Origin of the sequence: Adhaeribacter terreus, assembly GCF_042657365.1 — a bacterium.
Lineage (GTDB): Bacteria > Bacteroidota > Bacteroidia > Cytophagales > Hymenobacteraceae > Adhaeribacter_A > Adhaeribacter_A terreus.
The window spans coordinates 84,691-105,204 of sequence record NZ_JBHSKT010000005.1; the positions used below are offsets into that span (position 1 = coordinate 84,691).

The following is a 20,514-nucleotide window of genomic DNA, read 5'->3' on the forward strand; positions in this document are numbered from 1 at the left end:
TAATAATTGATAATTAAGAATTAATAATTGGTTTTACGAAGGTGTGCATTAGATCTGGAAAACGCTATGCTTTTGGCATAAAAAAGTGGAACCAGGCGCATTATATAAAATCCGCTAAAACAAAAACGGCGCATCGGCCGGAAAGTTTTCCAACCCGAGCGCCGTTTAAGACTTTCGGAAGTTTAATAGATTAAGAGTAATTAGTTTGAAGCCAGGGCTTCGGCGCGGGCTTTGTATTTTTTGGCATCATTTACTTCCATAGCTGCTGCGTAAGTAGTAATGATCTTGTTGTAGGCATCGGCAGCTTCTTTATAGTTTTTAGCAGCTTCGTATGCTACACCGGCTTTCATTAAATATTGCGGCGCAAAAAATTCGTTGGCTTTATAGTTAGCGGCTTTCATGTACATGTCAGCAGCTTCGGCCGGCTTATTCAGTTCCATGTTCGCATCGCCGATCAGGCAATACGCACGGCCCTGCAGAATCAGGTCATCGGAGCTGAAATCTTCCAGTTTATCAATGGCTTCCTGAAATTTACCTTGCTTTAAAAACGCAACGCCAGCATAGAATTTAGCAAGGTTACCGGCTTTGGTGCTGCTGTATTCTTCGGCAATGTAGTTCAGGCCTTTGTAGCGGGCATCGCCGTTCAGAGCTTTGTTCAGAGAATCGGCTTCGAAATCGTAAACCGCCGGATATAAAGCGATCTGGGCTTCTTCTTCCTGGCTCTTTTTGAAACCGTAGTAAGCAAAACCACCGGCAATAACCAGCGCAATAGCTACAAAAGCGCCGATCAGGGTATTTTTATGCTTTTTAACGAAGTCTTCCGAGCCGCTGGTTAAACGATCTGCTAACAGATCCGGATCTTGCAGCAGATCGAACTCGCGTTGTTTTGCTTCCTGGGCCGCGTTCGGTTTAGCCGCGTTCGGGTCGGTGGTATTCTTGATTGCCATTTAATATAAAAACTGAAATAAAAATTCGAATATAAGGGTTTTGTTCTGGAAATGCTACCGTTTTGTTACTCCATTAAGTAAGGGTAGTCTTTTTGCACGTAAATATCCGTAAATAATTCGCTTGGCTCCGGGTAAGGCGAGTTTTCAGCAAATTCAACCGATTCTAAAACCTGGGCTTTAATCTTTTCGTCAATCGCCTGCAGTTCTTCTTCCGTGGCAAATTTACTTTCCAGAATGGTGTGGCGCACGCTTTCTATCGGGTCCTGGTTGCGGTAATCTTCTAGTTCTTCTTTGGTGCGGTATTTCGCCGGGTCACTCATAGAGTGGCCTTTGTAGCGGTACGTTTTGAATTCCAGGAAAGTAGGTCCTTCGCCGTTACGGGCACGCTCGGCGGCACGAGCCACAGCTTCGTGAATATCTTCGCAACGCATGCCGTTTACCGGCTCGCTTGGCATATCGTAACCCAAACCAATTTTATACAGATCGGTTACGTTGGAAGTACGCTGCACGGAAGTGCCCATGGCGTAACCGTTGTTTTCTACCACAAAAATCACCGGCAGCTTCCACAGCATGGCCATGTTAAAAGCTTCGTGTAAAGCACCCTGACGTACCGCGCCATCGCCCATGTAGCAAATGCACAGGTTTTTAGTACCGTTGTATTTTTCAGCAAAAGCAATACCCGCGCCCAGTGGCACCTGGCCGCCTACAATACCATGACCGCCCACAAAATTTACGCTCTTATCGAAAATGTGCATGGAGCCGCCTTTGCCTTTGGAGCAACCGGTCGCTTTCGCAAACAATTCGGCCATAACCGCGTTTGGCGAAGTACCTAAACCCAGCGGATGCGCGTGGTCGCGGTAAGCGGTGATCCATTTATCGTCTTTGGTAAGGGCGGTAATGGCGCCGGCAGCACAAGCTTCCTGGCCGATATATAAATGGCAAAAGCCTTTAATTTTCTGCTGACCGTATAACTGGCCGGCTTTTTCCTCGAATTTGCGCATGAGAACCATCATCTCATACCAGCGCATATAGGTTTCCTTTGAAAATTTTGTTTCAGCCTTTACCTTTGTTTCCTTCGCTTCTTTCGTAACTGCCATAGCTGGAATTGCTCGTGTTTTCTTAGTTTTGGATCGCTAACCACCGCCGGAACAAGCTGAAAACAGCCAAAACGGTTCCTGACAAATGGTTACAACACGCGAAATTAACTAAAAAGAATTTTACAACGAAATTAATGACGCTCGAAAATCTGCAGGTGCTCTTTTTTAAGAATTACGAAGAAGCGGACATTACTTTCTCTCCTCACATAAATTGCTTTATCGGCCCGAACGGCTCCGGCAAAACCAACCTGCTCGATGCCATTCATTATTTGGCCTTAACCAAAAGCGCTTTTTCCGGCTCCGATCTGCAAAACGTTAAGCAAGGCGAAGATTATTTTATGGTGAAAGGCCGCTTTGTGCAGGAAGCCCAGAAAAACGCTATCCAAATTACGTTCAAAACCGGGCAGAAGAAAATTGTAACCAACAACAAAGCGCCCTACGAAAAAGTAAGCGAGCACATCGGCCGTTTTCCGGTAGTTTTAATTTCGCCCTACGATACCGACCTGGTGCGCGAAGGAAGTGAAGAACGCCGCAAGTATTTCGACAGCCTTATTTCGCAACTGAACCACGATTATTTAGACAACCTGCTGCGCTACAATTATTTACTGAAACAACGAAACAGCCTGCTCAAGCAATTCGCCGACCGCAACTATTATGATTCGGATTATTTAGGAGTTTTAACCGAAGAAATGATACCGTTTGCGGAGAAAATTTCGCAGGTACGGTTGAAGTTTCTACAGGATTTCGAACCGGTTTTTCAAAAGCAATACCGGTTTTTGTCTGAAAGCTCCGAAGAAGTAAATATTGAATATAAAAGTCAACTTCCCGGTCAGGATTTAGCTTTTTTGCTGAAGCAAGCCGAACGCAAAGACAGCATTTTGCAACGCACCACCGTAGGCCCGCACAAAGACGATTTCGTGTTTTTAATGGATGAAAATTCGGTAAAGAATTATGGCTCGCAAGGCCAGCAGAAAAGCTTTGTAATTGCTTTAAAGCTTGCGCAGTTCGAATTATTTGCCGCTGCTAAAAATCAGAAACCTCTACTGCTTTTAGACGATATTTTTGACCGGCTCGATGAAAAACGCATTGCGAAACTTCTGGAAATGGTTGCGAATCACACCTTCGGCCAGCTTTTCATTACCGATTCGCATGCCGAACGTACGCAGCTTTTTCTGAAAGATCTTGCGGAGGATATCCGCACTTTTTTGGTGAAAAATGGTAGTGTTTCTGTCTGAATTGGGATTCGTCTGAATTGGGAATGTCTTGAACAGGATTTATAGGATTTTTGGGATGGGCAGGATTTTTTATTAGATAAAGTAGTCAACCACCCCCAACCCCTCCTGTCCAGGCGGGAAACTTTAAAACCGTCAGCTAAAGCAGACGGCAATGAAATTGGTCTGAACTGTGATTTATTTGATTCTTTTGATTCCCTAAACCAAGATTTCACGCCTATCGCCAGCGCAGCGTAGCACGAAAATCACGTTACCAAAGAAAGCTAAACTAAAAAGAAGCAGACTACGAAGGAAAATGATACCAGTTTCTGCGTGCGCGGCCTCCGCACTTTCCGACTTTTGCTTTAGCAAAATTGCGCAAGCAAAGGAAAGGGTGCAGCCGCGAACGCAGAAACGAAGCCACCCGGCTTGAGGGAGAAAATTGCCGATAAAAGTTAAAAGCCAGCTGTTTAGCAGAAAAGGTGTTTCAAAAACGCTAGCACTTTTAGTAGAAAAACTGCTGCCCGCCGACAAGGTCCTTCAGAGCTACGCTCGCAATCTTCGCGCTCCCGCGCTCAATTGTGCTCAGGATGACAGAAATGGTATGCTTTTCAGCCTGAAAATTCAATAGCTAACATTTCTACCAATCCGAAGACATCTCTCCTATCGTCGAGATGACGATAAAAACGCTATCATTTTATCCACAAAAACTCAAACTTCTCCTGTGGACAAATTGCCGATAACTTCTGCCAAAACCCTTTTACCTTTGCCTCACTCCCATTTCCCACGTACAACCATTTAACGTTTACTCATATGCTCAGACCACGCTACAACACTGACAAAACCCTGAACAGCCGCAAAGCCGATATTCAACCGCTGAAGGAAACGTTGCAGGCGCTGGTAAATGCTTATAAACTGCAGGGCAAGCTCAACGAAGTAACCATTGTAGAAAGCTGGGAGAAAATAATGGGCCGCGCCATTGCTCTCAAAACCCAGGAAATTTACTTCCGGAACGGGAAATTATTTGTACGTATTTCTTCGGCGCCGCTTAAACACGAACTGGTAATGGCCAAAACCAAAGTAATAGCTCTGATCAACACGGAAGTGGGTGTGCAGGCTATTTCTGAAGTGGTGTTTCTATAAAACAGCATTTTACTACTGCGCATTTTTATTGCGGTAAAATTTCAGAACAAATCTTATACTAAAGCATAATTCTTTTGCATATTTTGTTATTTTTGCCGCAAAATCGCAATCATGAAATTTACGCTTACCGTTCTGCTTACACTTTTATCATTTGTTGTTTCTGCGCAGAAGATCAATTATTTAAACGAGCATTTCACCAAAATAAATTTCAAAGAGAAAGCCACTTATTACACAGAAACCACTAAAACCGGCCCTTCCAGCGGAATTGTAAAAACATTTTTCATGAACGGACAGCTGGTTTCGGAAGAATCTTTTTCTAACCTACGTTACCAGCGTCGCGACGGGCTTACCCGGAATTATTACAATGATGGCAAGGTTAAATCTGAAATAGCTTTTAAAAACGGCGTTTTTCATGGCCCGCTTAAAACCTATTACCCTAGCCAACGCCTGAAAAGAGCCGAGCTTTATGAAGACGGCAACTTTGTAACCGGCAAATGTTTTACCCCGGCCGGTATCGATACGACATTTTTTGCTTTTCAGACCGAACCGCATTTCCCGGGTGGCAAAGAAGCAGTTGTGCAATACCTGATCAATAACAGTCGCGTCGCCATCACCCCAATAGATTACATGCTCATTAAGCGCGGTTTCAACAAATATGTACTGGTGAAATTTGTGGTTACGGCCGAAGGCGACATTACCGACGTAATGATAAGCCGTTCTCTGAGTGAATATTACGACCGGGAAGCCAACGTAATGATAAGCCGTTCTCTGAGTGAACCTTACGACCGGGAAGCCCTGCGTCTGGTCAGCAACATGCCCAAATGGAATCCGGGTTTGCAGGATGGCGAAAAAGCCACCATCGAGTATACCCTGCCGATCGGGTTTAAATAGTATTTCCTACATCAGCATCTCCCTATACTTCTCAAAATCCTTATCAAAACCATTATAATCCGAGGTGATTTCTTCGTCGGGCTGAATATCGCGGGCAGCAACGGTAAAACCTTCGTCGTCTTCGGAAGTATCGAGGGTATTTGGTTCGAAAGAATGGTTAATGAAACGACCATCGTCGCCGCAAAGAATGTGCAGGTTGCTCGATTTGCTGCGGTATAAATATTTTTTCAGGCCTTCCAGCGGATATTCTTTTTCAAGTTCGGCCAGTTTCTCATCCGTAATCTTCACATCCACGCCTTCGGTATATTTCCAGATAATAGTGTCTTTGGGAATAAATTGATCGGCGAATAAACCAATTCCACTGATCTTGCTCAAGCCGAGCTTCGTTTTTACGAGTAACATATTCAGGTAATAAAGCTTACTGCCCTTACGCAATTCCCAAGTCAAAAGCTGAACCTTCCGCAGTTAATATTTTTGGCAAAATGCCTTCTGAATTCTACAACTCATTCCTGAAATAACCCAAATTACTCCTTTCTGAGAGTTTGCTGAAAAACAGAATTTCGGGCTCCGGGCAAACATTTTTAAAACGGTAGGGTTTAGTGCATAAAAAGTAGCATACCAGCAAAATACATTTTCGAACTCTTTCATAAACGTTGCTGTTCGACTGTGAAAACGTAGCCTCTAACGTGTTTTTATGCCTCTGAAAATTTTTACCAGACTGAGTTTTTTCCTGTTTTTATATAGCGTTTCGGCAAACATCTTTGCGCAGGGCAGCTGGCAACCCAGCGCCGCCGATCTTAGTTTTCCGCGCACATTAATGAAAGCATCCGAAATTCCGGGTGTAAAACAATCTTTACAGGATCCGGCGCGGCTGGAAATTTATACCTCCGTTTACAACTGGGCAATGGTAACGCCACCCGCTTCAAACACTACCGATACTGAACGCCGTTTACGTGCACGATCTGCCAAAAACGCCGCTTTCGTTCGGATCATGAATCTAAAACCTTCCGCAAATAATACCTTAGATACTTTAACAGCCCCGGAAAGAGCCCAGCTCGAAACCAATATTATTGCCTTGCTTAATAGCCTGAATACCGCCGCAGATCCTTTCTGGAGTTACGAAAAATGGCAGTGGCGCAGCAAAGAACTGATAGATTATTTAATTGCTTACGACCTTTTGCGCGGCGCCGGAGTCCCGGAAACGAATTTGTCTACAGCTAAAAACCAACTGCAGCAATTTGCCGGCAACCTTTACAAAAACGGATCCGGGTTTGTAGGCAATATCAACAACAACCATTTGTTTATGACAGCGGCGGCATTGGGCATGTCGGGAATTGTACTGAACGATATGAACAGCGCCAATGCGTGGCAGCAACCGCTCAACTGGATAAGTATTGGTATCTACAACATAGATAACGCCATGTGGCGGAACGCCGCGCGGCAATCGGAGCCGGGAATTGTGGCGGGATATGCCGAAGGACCATATTATTTTAAATATGCTATGGAAAACTGCCTGCCTTTTTTCCGCGCTTTCGGTAATTTCCTGCCCGACAGCACTTATAGCTTCACGTGGAACGGTTCTACCCGCCAGATTCGTAACCCTTACTTCGACCCGAATTACGATTTGCTTTACCAATGGATGACTGATATTGCCATGCCTGACGGCCGCTTGCCGGCGCTGGAAGATTCGTATATCGATATGGCCATGCCGGAACTGGCACTTACCGGCAAACCTCAATTTGTAAAAGATTTCTACCCGCAAAACATGGAGCCTGCGCAGCTGAAAAGCCTGAACCAGCAACTCGATGGAACGGTAGATCTACGCGCCAATTATTTAGCGGCCAACATAAACCCGGCTCCGCAAACAGAAAAAACATTAACCTCTTTTCCGGAGGCCGGCAACCTGGTTTTCCGTTCAGGAAGCGGTTTTACCGGTAATTACCTGCACCTATACGGGAAAAATGGCAGAGCGCTTTCTAACTCCGGCGGCCATAACCACGGCGATGCCAGCAGTTTTATTTTATATTCCCAGGGCCAGCTTTTAGCCTTAGATGCCGGTTATTTAAATTATAATCGCCGCGCGGAAGTAGGCAATGCCAGCAATCACAACCTTATTTTAGTAGATGGGAACGGGCCGCAGATCGGTACTTCAGGCGCACCCAACGATGCCGAAGCTTTTATAGAAAACACTTTCGAAACCCAGGCGCTGGGTTATGGCGAAGTAAGAACTACTTATTCCGGCGCTAATATTACCCGCAAAACCATAAACGTGCGCGGCGAATATTACCTGATGGCCGATTTTATTTCCGCCGCAGCGCCTCACAATTTTACCTGGCAACTGCACGGTTTCGGGCTTGAAAATGGTGCGGCGGCTCAAGGCACTTTTACCGAAAATGCTGCCAACCACGAAGGAACCTGGCAAAAGAATGGCGTTTCGCTGAAAGCCCACGTAACAGCCAGCGGCGGCGCAACAACGTACAGCAAAACTGCTTCCGCGCACGAAATAACGTACAACCAGGCGCAAGACCACACCGCTTTTTTAGTGCAGAAAGATAACGTTTCTGCTACCCAGTTTTTGGCTGCGCTGCAACCTTATACCGTTTCTACAGCCGCTACTTCTACCCTGTCGTTACCCAATATGGCGGGTTTAACCAACGTTTCAGCTGGTTTTACCGATATTGCTTTTACGCAGGCCGATACCGTTTTGCAAACCGTAACCACAAATATTCTTCCGGAGCCGGTAAAAGCTGACGCCAATTTCACGCTCTTTTCGGTAGATAATGCCGGGGCTTTTGCGCAATTGTTTTTACAGAATGGCACCACGCTTTTCTACGGCACCGAAAAAATTATTGAAAGCAGCAGACGCGCCAATATTACCTGGTCGCAAAATGCACCGAACGAATTTCAGGGGTATGTAAATAAAGCGGCAACGTTAAACGTAAGCGTGGCCCAGCAGCCCAATAGTGTTTCCGGCCAGAACCTTACTTCCTGGACGTATGATGCTACAAACCAAACCCTGCAGGCTACTTTTTCCCAACCTTCCGATTTTCAGTATAAAGTAGCGCCCGCGCCGCTGCCGGTAGAAATGGTAGGGTTTTGGGCCGAAAAAGTAAACAATAAAGTAAAACTCAGCTGGCAAACCGCTTCCGAAAAAAACAGCAAATTATTCCGGGTGCAACGTTCCGCCGATGCCAGAAACTGGAAAACCATTGGCGAAAAAACGGCGCAGGGCCACAGCTCCAGCCTTACAACTTACGAATACATCGATCTCCCCGACTTTTCCGGCTTGGTTTACTACCGTTTGGCGCAGGAAGATCTGGACGGAACGCTATCGTTTTCGGCAGTAAAAGTGGTGGCATTCGAAAAACCAATTTCCGGAACGCTGCAGCTTTACCCAAACCCGGCCGCGCAGCAATTATTCCTGAAACTTGAAACGCTTGAAACCGAAACCGCGCAGATCAGAATTTCGGACCTGGCCGGCCGCGAAGTTTTGAACACAAAGAAACAACTACAGGCCGGAGAAAATAAAGTAAGCTGCGGAATTGAAAAACTGCCGGCCGGCTTTTACGTGCTTTCTGTGCAAACAAAAAACCAGACCCAGCAAGCCAGATTTGTAAAACGCTAGGAAAACCGGGGTAAAAAGTACTTCAGGAACAGCTTTTTACATACTGGCCCGTATAGTATAGCCAAAAAGCAAACGCCTATGCAACTCCCTGATTTCCGCCCTGTTTCGCATTCCCGCACCACCATTACCGAACTCATGATTCCGGCTTACGCCAATTTCGGAGGTAAAATTCACGGCGGTATTCTGCTTTCGCTTATGGACAAGGTAGCGTACGCCTGCGCCGCCAAACATGCCGGTAATTACTGCGTTACCGTTACCGTAGATGGCGTAGAATTCAAGCAGCCGGTAGAAGTCGGCGAACTGGTTTCGTTAATGGCTTCGGTAAATTATGTAGGCACTACCTCGTTAATGGTGGGCATAAAAGTAATTGCCGAAAACGTGAAAACCGGCATTATGAAACATACCAACACGTCTTATTTTACCATGGTAGCCAAAGGCGAAGACAATAAACCTGCAAAAGTACCTGGCCTGATCCTGGAAAACCGGGAAGATGCCCGCCGCTTTCTGGAAGCTAGGATACGGCGGGAAATTAAAACCGAAAACGAGCAATACTTCTTACAACAAAAGAACAAATATCCGGTAGAAACCGCGCTGACAATTCTGGCCAATGAGCGCTGCAAACTTGCCTTCTGAAAACGCTAGGGTTCATGCCCTGAAAAGTGGTTTAGGCTAAATTTATACAACCTGGCTTCCCCCAATCAAGCTGATATCCGTAAAATATTTTCCGGCGCTGAAAGTTTGATTAACAGATAGTTACCGGGTAGTTATCCTTCAATCCTAAACCAGAAAATCCATGAAAAAAATTTTACTCATTTTAGCCGTTGCTATTGCTGCACAAGTCAGCGCTTTTGCCCAGGGTTACACCGTAACTACCACCACCGGCACATACACCGACCTTACCGGCGCAACGGTAGTCAGTACATTTGGCTGGGAACCAAACACTGCCAATTTCACGATCCCGATCGGCTTTAATTTCGAATTGGACGGCACTACGTACACTTCACTGGAAACAGATGGTTTAGGCGACCTGTTTTTTACCGATGGCACCACTGATAAATATATTTACCCGTTCGATGCCGTTATAATAGACAAAGCCTATCCTTCTACTACCAGCACATTATCGCCGATCAGTTATCTGCTTACAGGTTCAGCCGGTAGCCAGATTCTGAAGATCGAGTTCAAAAACGTAGGTTTGGTCATAGACCCCCTCGGAACTCCGATCATTAACCCGAACGATGTAGCAAATTACCAGGTATGGCTTTACGAAGGCTCGAATAAAGTGGAAGTGCATTACGGTACGGTAACGGCATCAGATGTACAAGGCATTTTCTTCGGCGAAGATGGCCCTTCAATCGCAATTGTTACCGGTTTATCCAGCACCGGAATTTCCGGCTTTTTCCTGGAAGGTCTGGCTACTGCACCTACACTTACGGTACTTAACCAGTCCGGCACTTACATGGGCCTGGACAGCATACCAGCTTCCGGAACCATCTATGCGTTTAACCGCGTAGTAAGCGGCGTAGCCAAAGAACTCAACAAAGCCAATATTGCCGTTTACCCTAACCCGGTTGCCGATGTAATGACCATTGAAGGCTTAAAGGCCAAAGGCAACGCAACGGTAACCATTACCGATGTTTTAGGCAAAGTAGTTTTAACCCAAACCGTAGCCGCAGCAAATAACGTTTCGGTAAATGTAAGCAGCCTGAAGCAAGGCACTTATTTTGTAGCGATCACTTCGGAAGAAAGTCGTTTCGGGAAGCAGATCATCAGGCAATAAACTTATTTTAACGCACTTCCGGAAAGTCCCGGTCGTTTCATTACGGCCGGGCTTTTTTTATTTTCCTGAACCGATTCTCAACCGTATAAAACCCAGACTGCTAAACTTCTGATACAGGCAGTTTTTACCTCGGAATTAATAGCGTTTTTATGAAGAAAATTTTACTTATCGGTTTGGCGCTGGCCTTGCTGCTCGGCTACCTGTATTTCCGCAGTTTTACTTCAGGGCCTAAATATGCTTTACTGCAAGCTAAAGAAGCGGCGCAAAACCACAACATGGCCGAATTCGAGAAATATGTGGATGTAGAATCCTTAACCAACAGCCTGGTAGACCAAATAACCGGATCGCCGGGCCTGACCGAAAATTTTATTCCGGGCTTACGTTTGAGCAAAAGCGTTATCGATCTTTTTAAACCAACTTTAGCCAGAGCCGCCCGCGCCGAAGTAAAAAACTACGTAGAAACTGGCCGCATAAATACCCGGCTTGAAGGCAACGAAATGCTTTTCTCCCTGGCTGCTATTATCGGCACCATTGTAAGCGACGATAGCCAGTTTAAAAGTATTGCTTACGTGAAGGAAAATGGCGGTGAAGCCCTGGTTGGTTTAGAATTTACCCAGCCAAAATTCGATACTACGGTGGTAGTAGAAATAAAAATGCTGGACAAAGGCGATTATTATCAGGCAACAGACTTTACAAATGCCGGCGAATTGTTGCAACACTTAATCAATATGCAAAATAAACAAGCTGCAAACCGTTAACTTCAGCAAAAATCGCAATTAAGCCTGCCACTTGTTTTGTTAAGGCCGTTTTACACCTGAATAAATATTGATCTGCAAAAAGCTATTGTTCAGAAATTCAACTTCAATTTACAGCCAACAAAACGCTGCCGAAAAAAAATGCATTTTTTTTTAGTAGCTCAGGCAACGAATTGCACTAAAATAACGACCTATACTTATTAAATACGCAAAAAAAATTTTAAAGAACCGTTAACCTTTTCAATAAAACGGATATTAAGAATTTGGTAACGATCCCGGAGAGTTAGATCCGGGTCATGTTGTTTGTTTTGTACGTTGTTTTTTTAAAAGTTTGACTAACCCCCTGGCCTCTTACAATACGGAGGTGAGAATTGGGTGAGAGCATTTTATCCTTCTGCTATTTGAGCGTCAGGGGCTTAGTCAAACATTTAAATGCTTCCGGCAGCGCAAGATTGCAAGCAAACTGCCAGAGCTTTAAAGTTAAAGCGAATCTTTAAGCGTTATTTATTCTTGTAAAATATAAAGCCCGGCCTGAAAATTTCAGGCCGGGCTTTTTTATTGAAAAACCATAGCGTTTTAAGCTGAACCTTAATTTGGCGTTACAAGCCAGTTTTCTACCTGGTGCATTACCCCGTTCTGAGCCATCTGGTTGCCACTGGTAAGCCGCACACCGTTTATGAGCAATTGGTCTCCTTTCCTGAAAACCGTAAGTTCTTTGCCACTTAAAGTCGTTATTTTGGAGCCGTCTTTAAAATCATCCTGCAGCAGGCGACCGGGCACAACGTGGCTCATCAAAATGTTTTTTAACTTACCAGGGTCGGTGTTCTTATATTTTCCCAGCGCCGCATCCGAAGGGGCAAAAAAAGTATAAGGGCCAGTATCCATCAGCACCCCAGAAAGTCCGGCCTGCATCAGGGTTTCTTTCAGCAAAGGGCGCGAATCGCAGATCTGCTCCATAAGCATTTTGCCGGCGGCCGGTTTTTGCACCGTAAAAGCCGAAACAAACAACAGCAGAAAAGTTAAAGTAAAAGCATGTAGCGTTGTTTTCATAGCCGGGTTTTAATTTGTGGTGAGTCCTTTCTAAATATACGAATACCACTATAAACCTGCTAATTTTAACAATAAATACTTTAGGCTTTTACCCTGAAAATGATAGCATTAAAAAGGCAAATTTGCCAGAATTTCACCCATAAAGTTACCGGCTGCCTGAGGCACCAAAATCAAGCCTAAAACAATACCCACCACAGCCCCATAAAAGTGCGCGCTGTGGTTCACATTGTCGCAGCTTTTTTTGGCTTCGTAATACGAATAAATGAGGTACAGAATTCCCAGCACAATGCCCGGCATACAGATAATTCCATACAAACAGATCTCATTCATAGGGCTATACAAAATACTCGCGAAAATGATAGTAGAAACCCCACCGCTGGCACCTAAAGAGTAATAACCATGGTCGTTCTGGTGCTTTAAATAAGTAGGGATATCCGAAACAATTACCCCAATCACGAACAAAGCCAGAAACCAGACCGCGCCCATTTCCGGCCCGAAATACGCTTTATACAAACCTTCTACCGCCGCACCAAAAAAGTAAAGCGAGAACATGTTGAAAAATAAATGTCCCCAATCGGCATGCAGAAAGCCGGACGTCAAAAACCGGTACCACTGGTTATTCCGCTTCACGCTTACCGGATGAAAAACCCAGCTCTGCATAAATTCCGGACTTTTCCAGGCATAAAGCGAAATAACAACGTTCAAACCAATCAGTATAAAAGTTAAAGACATGTTTTCTTAAATGAGGAAGTTAGAAAATAGGGAAATGAGAAAATAGGGAAATGAGAAAATAGGAAAATGAGAAAATTAGTACATGATGCAATCTAATTTAACCATTCCTGTCATCCTGAGCACAATTGAGCGCGGGAGCGCGAAGATTGCGAGCGTAGCTCTGAAGGACCTTGTCGGCAGCTAGCAGAATTGTTCCTACAAACTGCAAACGAGTTATTTAGCTACTTATTTAGTTGTGGAAAACGCTATGCTTTTCAGGCCAAAAACTCATGAATACGGCTTTATAAGTTCAGCTGCTGGTGCGAGCTTGCAGCCCGTATCAATTCAGATATTGTAAAAGGAACGAGCTACAAGCTCGCACCAGCAATACAGGAATTTATAAAACGCTATGCCTTTCGGGCAAAAAACTCAATTAACAATTAGCAATCAGCAATTCAACAATTAACTAGTCCGCTCCATCAAACTCAAAGCCAGCGCCCGCAAATATTCCTTCCGTTCCGAAGGCGCATTCACTTTTTCCAGATGCGCTAACGCTTCGTGGAAATACTGGTTTATCTTGGCTTCGGTTTTGGTTTTAATATCCAGTAGATCGTAAATAGCGGTTACCGCCTGCACTTTTTCCCCCGAATTTGCTACTGTTTTTCCGAGCCAGTTTTGCAGTTCGGTGCGGTGCATGTCGTTGGAATCTTCCAGAGCCGTTAAAAGCAAAAAGGTTTTTTTATCGGAAAGAATATCGCCACCCACTTGTTTCCCGAATTGTGCTGCATCGCCATAAACATCCAGCAGATCGTCGCGGAGCTGGAAAGCAATGCCGGTTTTAATGCCGAATTCCTTCAGGTTATTTCGGTCTTCTTCCGAAGCATTTCCTAAAACGGCACCCAGTTCCAACGCAAAACCCAAAAGCACCGCCGTTTTCAGCGTGATCATTTTCAGGTATTCCGGAATGCTCACATCGGTACGGGTTTCGAAATTCATATCTAGCTGCTGGCCTTCGCAAACTTCGGCCGCGCATTTGGAAAATAACTTCAATATCACCGGCAAATGAATGGGCTGCACCCCGAAGAATAATTCGTAAGCTTTCACCAGCATCACGTCACCGCTCAGAATGGCCGTATTGGCGTTCCATTTTTCGTGCACGGTCGGCTGCCCACGACGCAACGGCGCCTGGTCCATAATATCGTCGTGCATTAAGGTGAAGTTGTGGAAAACCTCTACCCCTGCGGCCGGCAGCAACACTTTATCTACTTCATCTTCAAACAGATGGTGCGCCAGCACGGTAAGCAACGGACGAATTCGTTTGCCGCCCAGCGCCATCATGTACCGGATGGGTTCGTAAAGTTCTGCCGGTTCTTCGCCGTAATTTATGGTGGATAAGGTCTGCGCGATCTTCTCCGAAAAAGTAGCTATTGGAATCAAAACGTAAGTCTGAATTGTGCAGCTGCTAAATTACAACAGCATTCTCAGATTTCCGGAATTCTTTTGGGAGGAATGAGGTAAATTGGAGTATTAGATTTGGGAATAAAATTATTGCGTCATCCCGAGCGAAGCCGAGGGAACTTATAAAGCCGCATTGCAGGTTTACCGGCATAATGTTCAACAACAATTACTTCGTTTACATAACTACAAACCACACCCGCTCCACTTTCTACATTGGAGTGACCAACGATCTGCGAACCAGATTACGCCAGCATTTTGAGAACAGCGGAAACAAAGCCTCTTTTGCCGGAAGGTATTACTGCTACAACCTGCTTTACTACGAACGTTTCGATTCGCCGACGCATGCCATAGAAAGAGAAAAGCAATTAAAGAACTGGAGCCGGAGTAAAAAGGAAGCTTTGATTAAAAAGTGGAATCCGTTGCTTAAGTTTTTGAATGATATAATTGAGGAGGAGTAACTTTTGCAATGCGGCTTTATAAGTTCCCTCGGCTTCGCTCGGGATGACGCAAAGGATTGAAAAACGCTATGAAAATCAGCCTAAAAAGTGCTTTAATATATTAAAGCACTTTTAAAAATTCAGACTAATTAACTTTTTTTGGGTTTAACCATTTCAGAGATATAGTTTGCTAATTTGTCAGCTTCCTCTTCTTCGAAAACTAGCGGTTCAATTAATTCAGTAGCAAATTCCTTCAATTCATCTTTTCCTAAATCCGCTAAATTACTTTTAGAAGAATCAGACAAATGTTGTAAGCGTTTTACAATTGCACGGCCTGTTTCACCTTCAAATTTAAACGCTGTATTTTTTAACCAATTTTCAACTAAGGTTTCGTGCCCTTCTTCCTTTAGATTTTTGATAAGCTCCTCTCTTGCTCTAACAAGAAGCCTGGTAATAATCGGACTATTAGCTAACTCATTTAAATCATAGCTATCTATTTCAGCTGAAAACTTCACTTTGGCCAACACCTTATGAAGAGCCAGGATTTCAGTTTTATCAATAATTTCCATATCTCATTTTTATCAATCCCAATATACAAAAAAAACCAGCCCCAGAACTCCGGAGCTGGTTTTTCAGCATTAAACGATACCGTTTTCCACAAACTTAAAACCCGTAGAAATCCCGGATATTCCGCTTCGTAATCGGAACGTGCGGCGATTCGCTGCTGTCCGGGGTTTCTTCGTTGGCGCTGGTGCGTTCCGGGCCTTCGTGGGTAATAACCGGTTTATCCGGAATATAGCCGCTTTTGCCTTTTCGTGGCTTCGGCGGAACTTTGGCGCGGTCTTCCTGTTTGGCACGACCACCTTTTTCGGCTTTCTTTTTCCGGGCCCGGCTTTCGTAAACATCCTCCTCTTGCGGCAGACCGTAGCGGCTGGAGTTGGTTTCGGTTACCAGATACAGGTCAATATTGCGGTCCATCAGGTTTACGGCTTTCACTTCCACGGTAACTTCGTCGCCGAAGGTGATCATCCGTTTGTTTTTCTGGCCGATAACCCGGAAATTCTTCGCATCGAGTTCGTAGAAATCGTCTTCCAGGTCGGTGAGGCGTACCATTCCTTCGGTGTTGGTTTCTTCTATCAGTACGTAAAGTCCCCACTCGGTTAAGCCGCTTACAATACCTTTGAACTGACGGCCGATGGTATCCTGCATATACTCCACCTGTTTGTACTTAATGGAAGCACGTTCGGCATCGGCGGCGCGTTTTTCCATATCCGAAGAATGTTGACAACGTTCCTCAAATTCCTCTTTCGGGGCCGAAACTGGTTTAGCCAAATACTGCTCAATGAGGCGGTGCGCCATCATATCGGGGTACCTTCTGATTGGGGAAGTGAAGTGCGAATAGTGTGGAAAAGCCAGACCAAAGTGCCCTTTCGGCTCGGTGGTGTAAATGGCTTTTGCCATTGTTCTGATGGCCAGGTTTTGCAGGATGCTTTGCTCCGGTTTGCCTTCCATTTGTTCGCCCAGGCTGTTTAAGCTTTCGGCTACGTTGTTTTCCTGGATGTTCAACCGGTAGCCAAAACGGCCGGCAAAGTTCGAGAAGTTCTCCAGTTTTTCCGGGTCCGGTTCGGCGTGCGTGCGGTACACCATCGTTAAGCGTTCGCCCTTCTTTTTCATATTGAACACAAACTCGGCCACCTTGCGGTTAGCCAGCAACATAAACTCTTCGATGAGCTTGTGCGCGTCTTTGCGTTCTTTTACAAAAACCTGGGTTGGCTTGTTGTTTTCGTCGAGCTTGAATTTTACTTCTACTGTTTCGAAACTGATGGCGCCGTTTTTAAACCGACGTTCTTTCAGGATTTTAGCCAGGCGGTTCAGCGTCAGGATCTCTTCCACGAAGTCGCCTTCACCGGTTTCGATGCGTTCCTGGGCTTCTTCGTAGGCAAATCTGCGGTCGGAATGGATAATGGTTTTACCGAACCATTGCTGGTGGATGCCGCCGTTATCGTCCATTTCGAACACCGCTGAAAACGTTAATTTATCTTCGTTCGGACGCAGCGAGCACAACCCGTTTGAGAGCCTTTCCGGCAGCATCGGGATGGTGCGGTCTACCAAATAAACCGACGTGGCGCGGTGGTACGCTTCTTTTTCGAGGCGCGTATTGGGCTGCACGTAGTGGGTAACGTCGGCAATGTGCACGCCAATTTCCCAGTTGCCGTTCTCCAGTTTGGTTATGGAAAGGGCATCGTCGAAATCTTTGGCATCTACCGGGTCTATGGTGAAGGTGGTAATGTGGCGCATATCGCGGCGACGGCCAATTTCTTCCTGCGTAATTTCCTCCGGAATGGCTTCCGATTCGGCTTCCACTTCTTTCGGGAATTCGAACGGCAAACCAAATTCGGCCATAATGGAGTTAATTTCGGCTTCGTGCTCACCCGCCTGGCCAAACACGCGAATTACTTCGCCAATCGGTTTTTTATCGGGGTGGCTCGGCCATTCGGTAACCTGCACCAGCACTTTATCGCCGTTTTGGGCATCTTTAATGCCGTCCATCGGGATAAATACATCGAAGTACAGCTTTTTATAATCGGGCACCAGGAACGCAAAACGGTCGGAAACCTCAATGCGGCCTACAATGTCTTCGCGTTTGCGCTCCAATACTTCCAGCACTTCGCCTTCCATTTTGTCGCCGCGGCCGTAGCTTACTTTTACCTTCACAAGGTCGTCGTCCATCGCGAATTTCAGCTTTTCGGTGAAAACGCGCACGTCGGAGCCCAGCTCTTCGCTCACCACGAAAGCGTATTTCGGGGTGGCCAGGTCAACTTTGCCGGTCACGATTTTGGTTTCCGGGTTAAAAATGTAATCGCCGTTTTCGAGCAGCATAATATCGCCTTCTTTGCGCAGCTGCTTTAAATGGTCGTATACCTGCTCGCGGCCGGCCTGCGTGGTTACGCTCAGGCGGCGCAATATTTGTTTCGGGGAAAATACCTTGCCTAAGTTCTTGGCGAAGATCTGGTTAACCCGTTGTTTGCTTATATCTTCAGACAAGCCGCCTTTTTTCTTGCGTCTTGAATCTTCTTTTGGTTCTTCGGAAGCGTTTCTTCCTTTTCGGTTTCTTTGCATCTACTAAATGTATCTATACTTTTTAATCTCTTAAGTATACTGTTTTTTCTATAAAGGTTACGGTTAAGAGAACGTTAAATTAAATTGTTTGTTAAAAATTGCGGTGAAAGGGGATTTTTAGGCCAATAAAGCCTGAAAGAAAGGAGTTTTGGAAATAAAATTAATAGCGTTTTCGCCAAGCCTGCTGCCGTTTGGGATGGGGCAGCATTGTATAAGGTTTTGGAGGGGGTTTTAGTTCAGATTTGGGGTTGTTTCTTGTGAAATCAATAAATCATCCTCAATCTTTAGCAAAGTCATAAATAGTAATCTTAAATAGGTGAAGTACGCGTACTGGTGTTTCTGTACTTCGTCTGGCTTAGCTTGCGTACCGTGTAAGTAACTATTCCTTAAATCTAAACCATTTGTAAATTCGCTTTTATTCAGGAAATAATTGAGATATGATTGCTCAGGCTTAGAAAACAAGGTACTCTCAAAAAAAACGATATTATCCGCTGCCATTCGGTTAACTTCCTCTTGGAAATTGATTGGGTAATGATGAAATGAGGCAACTTCATTGAAGTACAAATCTTTCAATATTATAAGTCTTTCAGGATTTGTGATTTGAATCACACCTTTTTCATCAATAGAAATAAAACCTTTTTCTATAAGATAATCTATTTTTGGCTTCTGATAATCTTCATAATTGTCAAAATATACCACCTCATTCTCAAGCAAATCAAAAAAACTAGCGTAATTCTTATTCTGGAACGGTTCAACATAAGAAAGACCAGTTTGATCGGAGAAAAACAAATTTGCACAACCAACAATTATTTCATTATCCTCATTAAAATAAATATACTTTTTTTGATTAAGGCTTGGAATGTCTTTTATAGCAGAAGGAGAAGAAGATATTTGTAGAAGCTCAAAATCAATGTATCCATCTTCTACAAAAAGTTTAAATTGCTTTAATACAGACTCAAATTCAGGAGCTAACAATCTCACCTTTTCAAAGAAAGAGTTTGTTGCTGACGGAATTGATAAATGGGCATTATCGGCATAGCCATATATTTCTTGGAACTTTGATGTATAGACGTAGTGTAAAATATCTTCTAATGATTTATTTAAATCGCTAACGACTTTGTCATAAGCAACTATCTGGGCTTGAGAAGTCATTTCACTTAATTGAAATACGATACCTACCCTATATTCATTTTGGGAATGGACGCCCATTAACATTTCCATTACGCCCATTTGACCTCTTTTACTTACAAGGGTAATCCTGTTCTGAATATCAAGATATTCGAACAAAATTTTGAAATTCTCAAATAAGGAATAATTATCGTTATGCTGTTTTATGTAGTCTAAACTATATGAATAATTTGCTACAAGATTATCCATATATCCGTCTTTTATTTTAGTGGCGTTATCAATAAAACTGATTGAAACACCATATTTCATTCCATTATTCTCCGAAAAAAATTGTTCTGTTTCTAATTTCTGTAAACGCTTGGCTTTCAAACGTATCTTATCAGAAACTTTAAAATCAGTCTTATTTCTAATGTTCTGAATCAAACCAACATAGTTTAAATTAACATTAGAGGATTCTAAATAATTTGAGATAATAGTTTCCTTGTCTTCGATAGTTAAACTTTTTGGAAGATACTTTTGCTTTGTTCGAAACTCCTGTTTCACTTCATAAATAGAAAGTAGAATTTCAGCTGATTTAGGATATGTTAATAAAAAGGTCTTTAATTCTGAATTATATTGGTCAACGATACTTCTATGTGTTAATATAGTATATATCAGGTGTGGTTCATCTGTTAAAATGGTACTAAAATTAACTTTAGAAATTCGCTTAAAAATGGCTTGATTATTTACTAACTCCCAAAATGAATCAATGTATTCACGAACCGTTAAGCTATACTGTTGAAGAACATTATTATCATCAATTGTTGACATAAACTGACCAACAATTTTACCAAACTCATTAACTTTCTGTTTGAAAGCTATAATGTCTTCTGGTGTCCAACTATTTAAAAATAAATCGTTATCAATGTATTTCTTAATATTATAAAGCTCTAAAACGTCATTAATATCAGTGTAATTAGATTTTGTTGAGCTCCTAAGTATACTTTCTCCTTTAGTTAAATGAGAACTACCAGCCAAATCATCTTTGGAATAATATACTACTCTATTTAAATCAGCTGCGTGCATATCTACTGTGTCTGTGTTCCAGTGAATATTAGTACTATTTTTTTAAGCTATTTTGGAAAAGCGTTATTTAAAAAAACGCTATCCCTTCAGCCCAAAAAA

The 20,514-nt window shown here is 43.8% G+C and carries 17 protein-coding genes; 8 read left to right on the forward strand and 9 right to left on the reverse strand.

What is annotated here, in order from left to right; translation table 11 throughout:
* Window positions 1-200: 200 nt before the first annotated feature.
* Window positions 201-947 (reverse strand): tetratricopeptide repeat protein, encoded by a 747-nt coding sequence (locus ACFPIB_RS09870; protein ID WP_378017286.1) that lies wholly within the window; start codon window positions 945-947, stop codon window positions 201-203.
* A 65-nt stretch (window positions 948-1,012) separates the two neighbouring features.
* Window positions 1,013-2,044: a pyruvate dehydrogenase (acetyl-transferring) E1 component subunit alpha gene (pdhA, locus tag ACFPIB_RS09875; RefSeq protein WP_378017287.1), complete on the reverse strand. Its 1,032-nt coding sequence runs from the start codon at window positions 2,042-2,044 to the stop codon at window positions 1,013-1,015.
* Window positions 2,045-2,178: 134 nt separating this feature from the next.
* On the opposite strand from pdhA, the gene recF reads away from it, so the two are divergent.
* The 3 genes from recF (at window position 2,179) to ACFPIB_RS09890 (ending at window position 5,289) form a co-directional block, all read left to right on the forward strand.
* Entirely contained in the window at window positions 2,179-3,279 is a 1,101-nt protein-coding gene (recF, locus tag ACFPIB_RS09880) for a DNA replication/repair protein RecF (protein ID WP_378017288.1), read from the forward strand.
* A gap of 789 nt (window positions 3,280-4,068) precedes the next feature.
* A complete protein-coding gene (locus ACFPIB_RS09885) occupies window positions 4,069-4,398 on the forward strand; it encodes a DciA family protein (RefSeq protein ID WP_378017289.1) in 330 nt (109 codons plus the stop codon).
* Window positions 4,399-4,509: 111 nt separating this feature from the next.
* Window positions 4,510-5,289 carry an energy transducer TonB gene (locus ACFPIB_RS09890; RefSeq protein ID WP_378017290.1) on the forward strand — a complete coding sequence of 260 codons (780 nt, stop codon included), beginning with the start codon at window positions 4,510-4,512 and terminating at the stop codon, window positions 5,287-5,289.
* A 6-nt stretch (window positions 5,290-5,295) separates the two neighbouring features.
* On the opposite strand, the gene ACFPIB_RS09895 is transcribed toward ACFPIB_RS09890, so the two are convergent.
* The gene (locus tag ACFPIB_RS09895) at window positions 5,296-5,691 is read right to left on the reverse strand and encodes an SET domain-containing protein (protein WP_378017291.1); all 396 of its coding nucleotides are present in this window, start codon (window positions 5,689-5,691) and stop codon (window positions 5,296-5,298) included.
* 292 nt (window positions 5,692-5,983) lie between these two features.
* Here ACFPIB_RS09895 and ACFPIB_RS09900 point away from each other — a divergent pair, with 292 nt between their 5' ends.
* The 4 genes from ACFPIB_RS09900 to ACFPIB_RS09915 all read left to right on the forward strand — a co-directional run bounded on the left by ACFPIB_RS09900 (window position 5,984) and on the right by ACFPIB_RS09915 (window position 11,449).
* The gene (locus tag ACFPIB_RS09900; protein WP_378017292.1) at window positions 5,984-8,914 is read left to right on the forward strand and encodes a T9SS type A sorting domain-containing protein; all 2,931 of its coding nucleotides are present in this window, start codon (window positions 5,984-5,986) and stop codon (window positions 8,912-8,914) included.
* A gap of 78 nt (window positions 8,915-8,992) precedes the next feature.
* A complete protein-coding gene (locus ACFPIB_RS09905) occupies window positions 8,993-9,547 on the forward strand; it encodes an acyl-CoA thioesterase (protein ID WP_378017293.1) in 555 nt (184 codons plus the stop codon).
* A gap of 160 nt (window positions 9,548-9,707) precedes the next feature.
* Window positions 9,708-10,691 (forward strand): T9SS type A sorting domain-containing protein, encoded by a 984-nt coding sequence (locus ACFPIB_RS09910; protein ID WP_378017294.1) that lies wholly within the window; start codon window positions 9,708-9,710, stop codon window positions 10,689-10,691.
* A gap of 149 nt (window positions 10,692-10,840) precedes the next feature.
* Entirely contained in the window at window positions 10,841-11,449 is a 609-nt protein-coding gene (locus ACFPIB_RS09915) for a hypothetical protein (RefSeq protein WP_378017295.1), read from the forward strand.
* A 585-nt stretch (window positions 11,450-12,034) separates the two neighbouring features.
* Here the strand turns inward: ACFPIB_RS09915 and ACFPIB_RS09920 are convergent.
* The 3 genes from ACFPIB_RS09920 to ACFPIB_RS09930 form a co-directional block, all read right to left on the reverse strand.
* Window positions 12,035-12,496: a fasciclin domain-containing protein gene (locus tag ACFPIB_RS09920; RefSeq protein ID WP_378017296.1), complete on the reverse strand. Its 462-nt coding sequence runs from the start codon at window positions 12,494-12,496 to the stop codon at window positions 12,035-12,037.
* 108 nt (window positions 12,497-12,604) lie between these two features.
* Entirely contained in the window at window positions 12,605-13,228 is a 624-nt protein-coding gene (locus ACFPIB_RS09925) for a rhomboid family intramembrane serine protease (protein WP_378017297.1), read from the reverse strand.
* A gap of 441 nt (window positions 13,229-13,669) precedes the next feature.
* Window positions 13,670-14,641, reverse strand: a complete 972-nt coding sequence (locus ACFPIB_RS09930; RefSeq protein WP_378017492.1) for a polyprenyl synthetase family protein — start codon at window positions 14,639-14,641, stop codon at window positions 13,670-13,672.
* A gap of 176 nt (window positions 14,642-14,817) precedes the next feature.
* On the opposite strand from ACFPIB_RS09930, the gene ACFPIB_RS09935 reads away from it, so the two are divergent.
* Window positions 14,818-15,123, forward strand: coding sequence for a GIY-YIG nuclease family protein (locus tag ACFPIB_RS09935; RefSeq protein WP_378017298.1), 306 nt, complete (start codon window positions 14,818-14,820; stop codon window positions 15,121-15,123).
* A 128-nt stretch (window positions 15,124-15,251) separates the two neighbouring features.
* Here ACFPIB_RS09935 and ACFPIB_RS09940 read toward each other — a convergent pair whose 3' ends face one another.
* From ACFPIB_RS09940 to ACFPIB_RS09950, 3 genes are all read right to left on the reverse strand, one after another.
* A complete protein-coding gene (locus ACFPIB_RS09940) occupies window positions 15,252-15,671 on the reverse strand; it encodes a hypothetical protein (RefSeq protein ID WP_378017299.1) in 420 nt (139 codons plus the stop codon).
* Window positions 15,672-15,765: 94 nt separating this feature from the next.
* Window positions 15,766-18,222 carry a ribonuclease R gene (gene rnr, locus ACFPIB_RS09945; RefSeq protein ID WP_378017300.1) on the reverse strand — a complete coding sequence of 819 codons (2,457 nt, stop codon included), beginning with the start codon at window positions 18,220-18,222 and terminating at the stop codon, window positions 15,766-15,768.
* A 231-nt stretch (window positions 18,223-18,453) separates the two neighbouring features.
* Complete coding sequence (locus ACFPIB_RS09950) at window positions 18,454-20,415, reverse strand: hypothetical protein (protein ID WP_378017301.1); 1,962 nt, start codon at window positions 20,413-20,415, stop codon at window positions 18,454-18,456.
* Between the last annotated feature and the right edge of the window lie 99 nt (window positions 20,416-20,514).

What these genes read in the sequence shown, in the direction of transcription:
- ACFPIB_RS09870 (WP_378017286.1), bottom strand. Translation starts at nt 947, where the DNA reads ATGGCAATCAAGAATACCACCGACCCGAACGCGGCTAAACCGAACGCG.
- pdhA (WP_378017287.1), bottom strand. Translation starts at nt 2,044, where the DNA reads ATGGCAGTTACGAAAGAAGCGAAGGAAACAAAGGTAAAGGCTGAAACA.
- recF (WP_378017288.1), top strand. Translation starts at nt 2,179, where the DNA reads ATGACGCTCGAAAATCTGCAGGTGCTCTTTTTTAAGAATTACGAAGAA.
- ACFPIB_RS09885 (WP_378017289.1), top strand. Translation starts at nt 4,069, where the DNA reads ATGCTCAGACCACGCTACAACACTGACAAAACCCTGAACAGCCGCAAA.
- ACFPIB_RS09890 (WP_378017290.1), top strand. Translation starts at nt 4,510, where the DNA reads ATGAAATTTACGCTTACCGTTCTGCTTACACTTTTATCATTTGTTGTT.
- ACFPIB_RS09895 (WP_378017291.1), bottom strand. Translation starts at nt 5,691, where the DNA reads ATGTTACTCGTAAAAACGAAGCTCGGCTTGAGCAAGATCAGTGGAATT.
- ACFPIB_RS09900 (WP_378017292.1), top strand. Translation starts at nt 5,984, where the DNA reads ATGCCTCTGAAAATTTTTACCAGACTGAGTTTTTTCCTGTTTTTATAT.
- ACFPIB_RS09905 (WP_378017293.1), top strand. Translation starts at nt 8,993, where the DNA reads ATGCAACTCCCTGATTTCCGCCCTGTTTCGCATTCCCGCACCACCATT.
- ACFPIB_RS09910 (WP_378017294.1), top strand. Translation starts at nt 9,708, where the DNA reads ATGAAAAAAATTTTACTCATTTTAGCCGTTGCTATTGCTGCACAAGTC.
- ACFPIB_RS09915 (WP_378017295.1), top strand. Translation starts at nt 10,841, where the DNA reads ATGAAGAAAATTTTACTTATCGGTTTGGCGCTGGCCTTGCTGCTCGGC.
- ACFPIB_RS09920 (WP_378017296.1), bottom strand. Translation starts at nt 12,496, where the DNA reads ATGAAAACAACGCTACATGCTTTTACTTTAACTTTTCTGCTGTTGTTT.
- ACFPIB_RS09925 (WP_378017297.1), bottom strand. Translation starts at nt 13,228, where the DNA reads ATGTCTTTAACTTTTATACTGATTGGTTTGAACGTTGTTATTTCGCTT.
- ACFPIB_RS09935 (WP_378017298.1), top strand. Translation starts at nt 14,818, where the DNA reads ATGTTCAACAACAATTACTTCGTTTACATAACTACAAACCACACCCGC.
- ACFPIB_RS09940 (WP_378017299.1), bottom strand. Translation starts at nt 15,671, where the DNA reads ATGGAAATTATTGATAAAACTGAAATCCTGGCTCTTCATAAGGTGTTG.
- rnr (WP_378017300.1), bottom strand. Translation starts at nt 18,222, where the DNA reads ATGCAAAGAAACCGAAAAGGAAGAAACGCTTCCGAAGAACCAAAAGAA.
- ACFPIB_RS09950 (WP_378017301.1), bottom strand. Translation starts at nt 20,415, where the DNA reads ATGCACGCAGCTGATTTAAATAGAGTAGTATATTATTCCAAAGATGAT.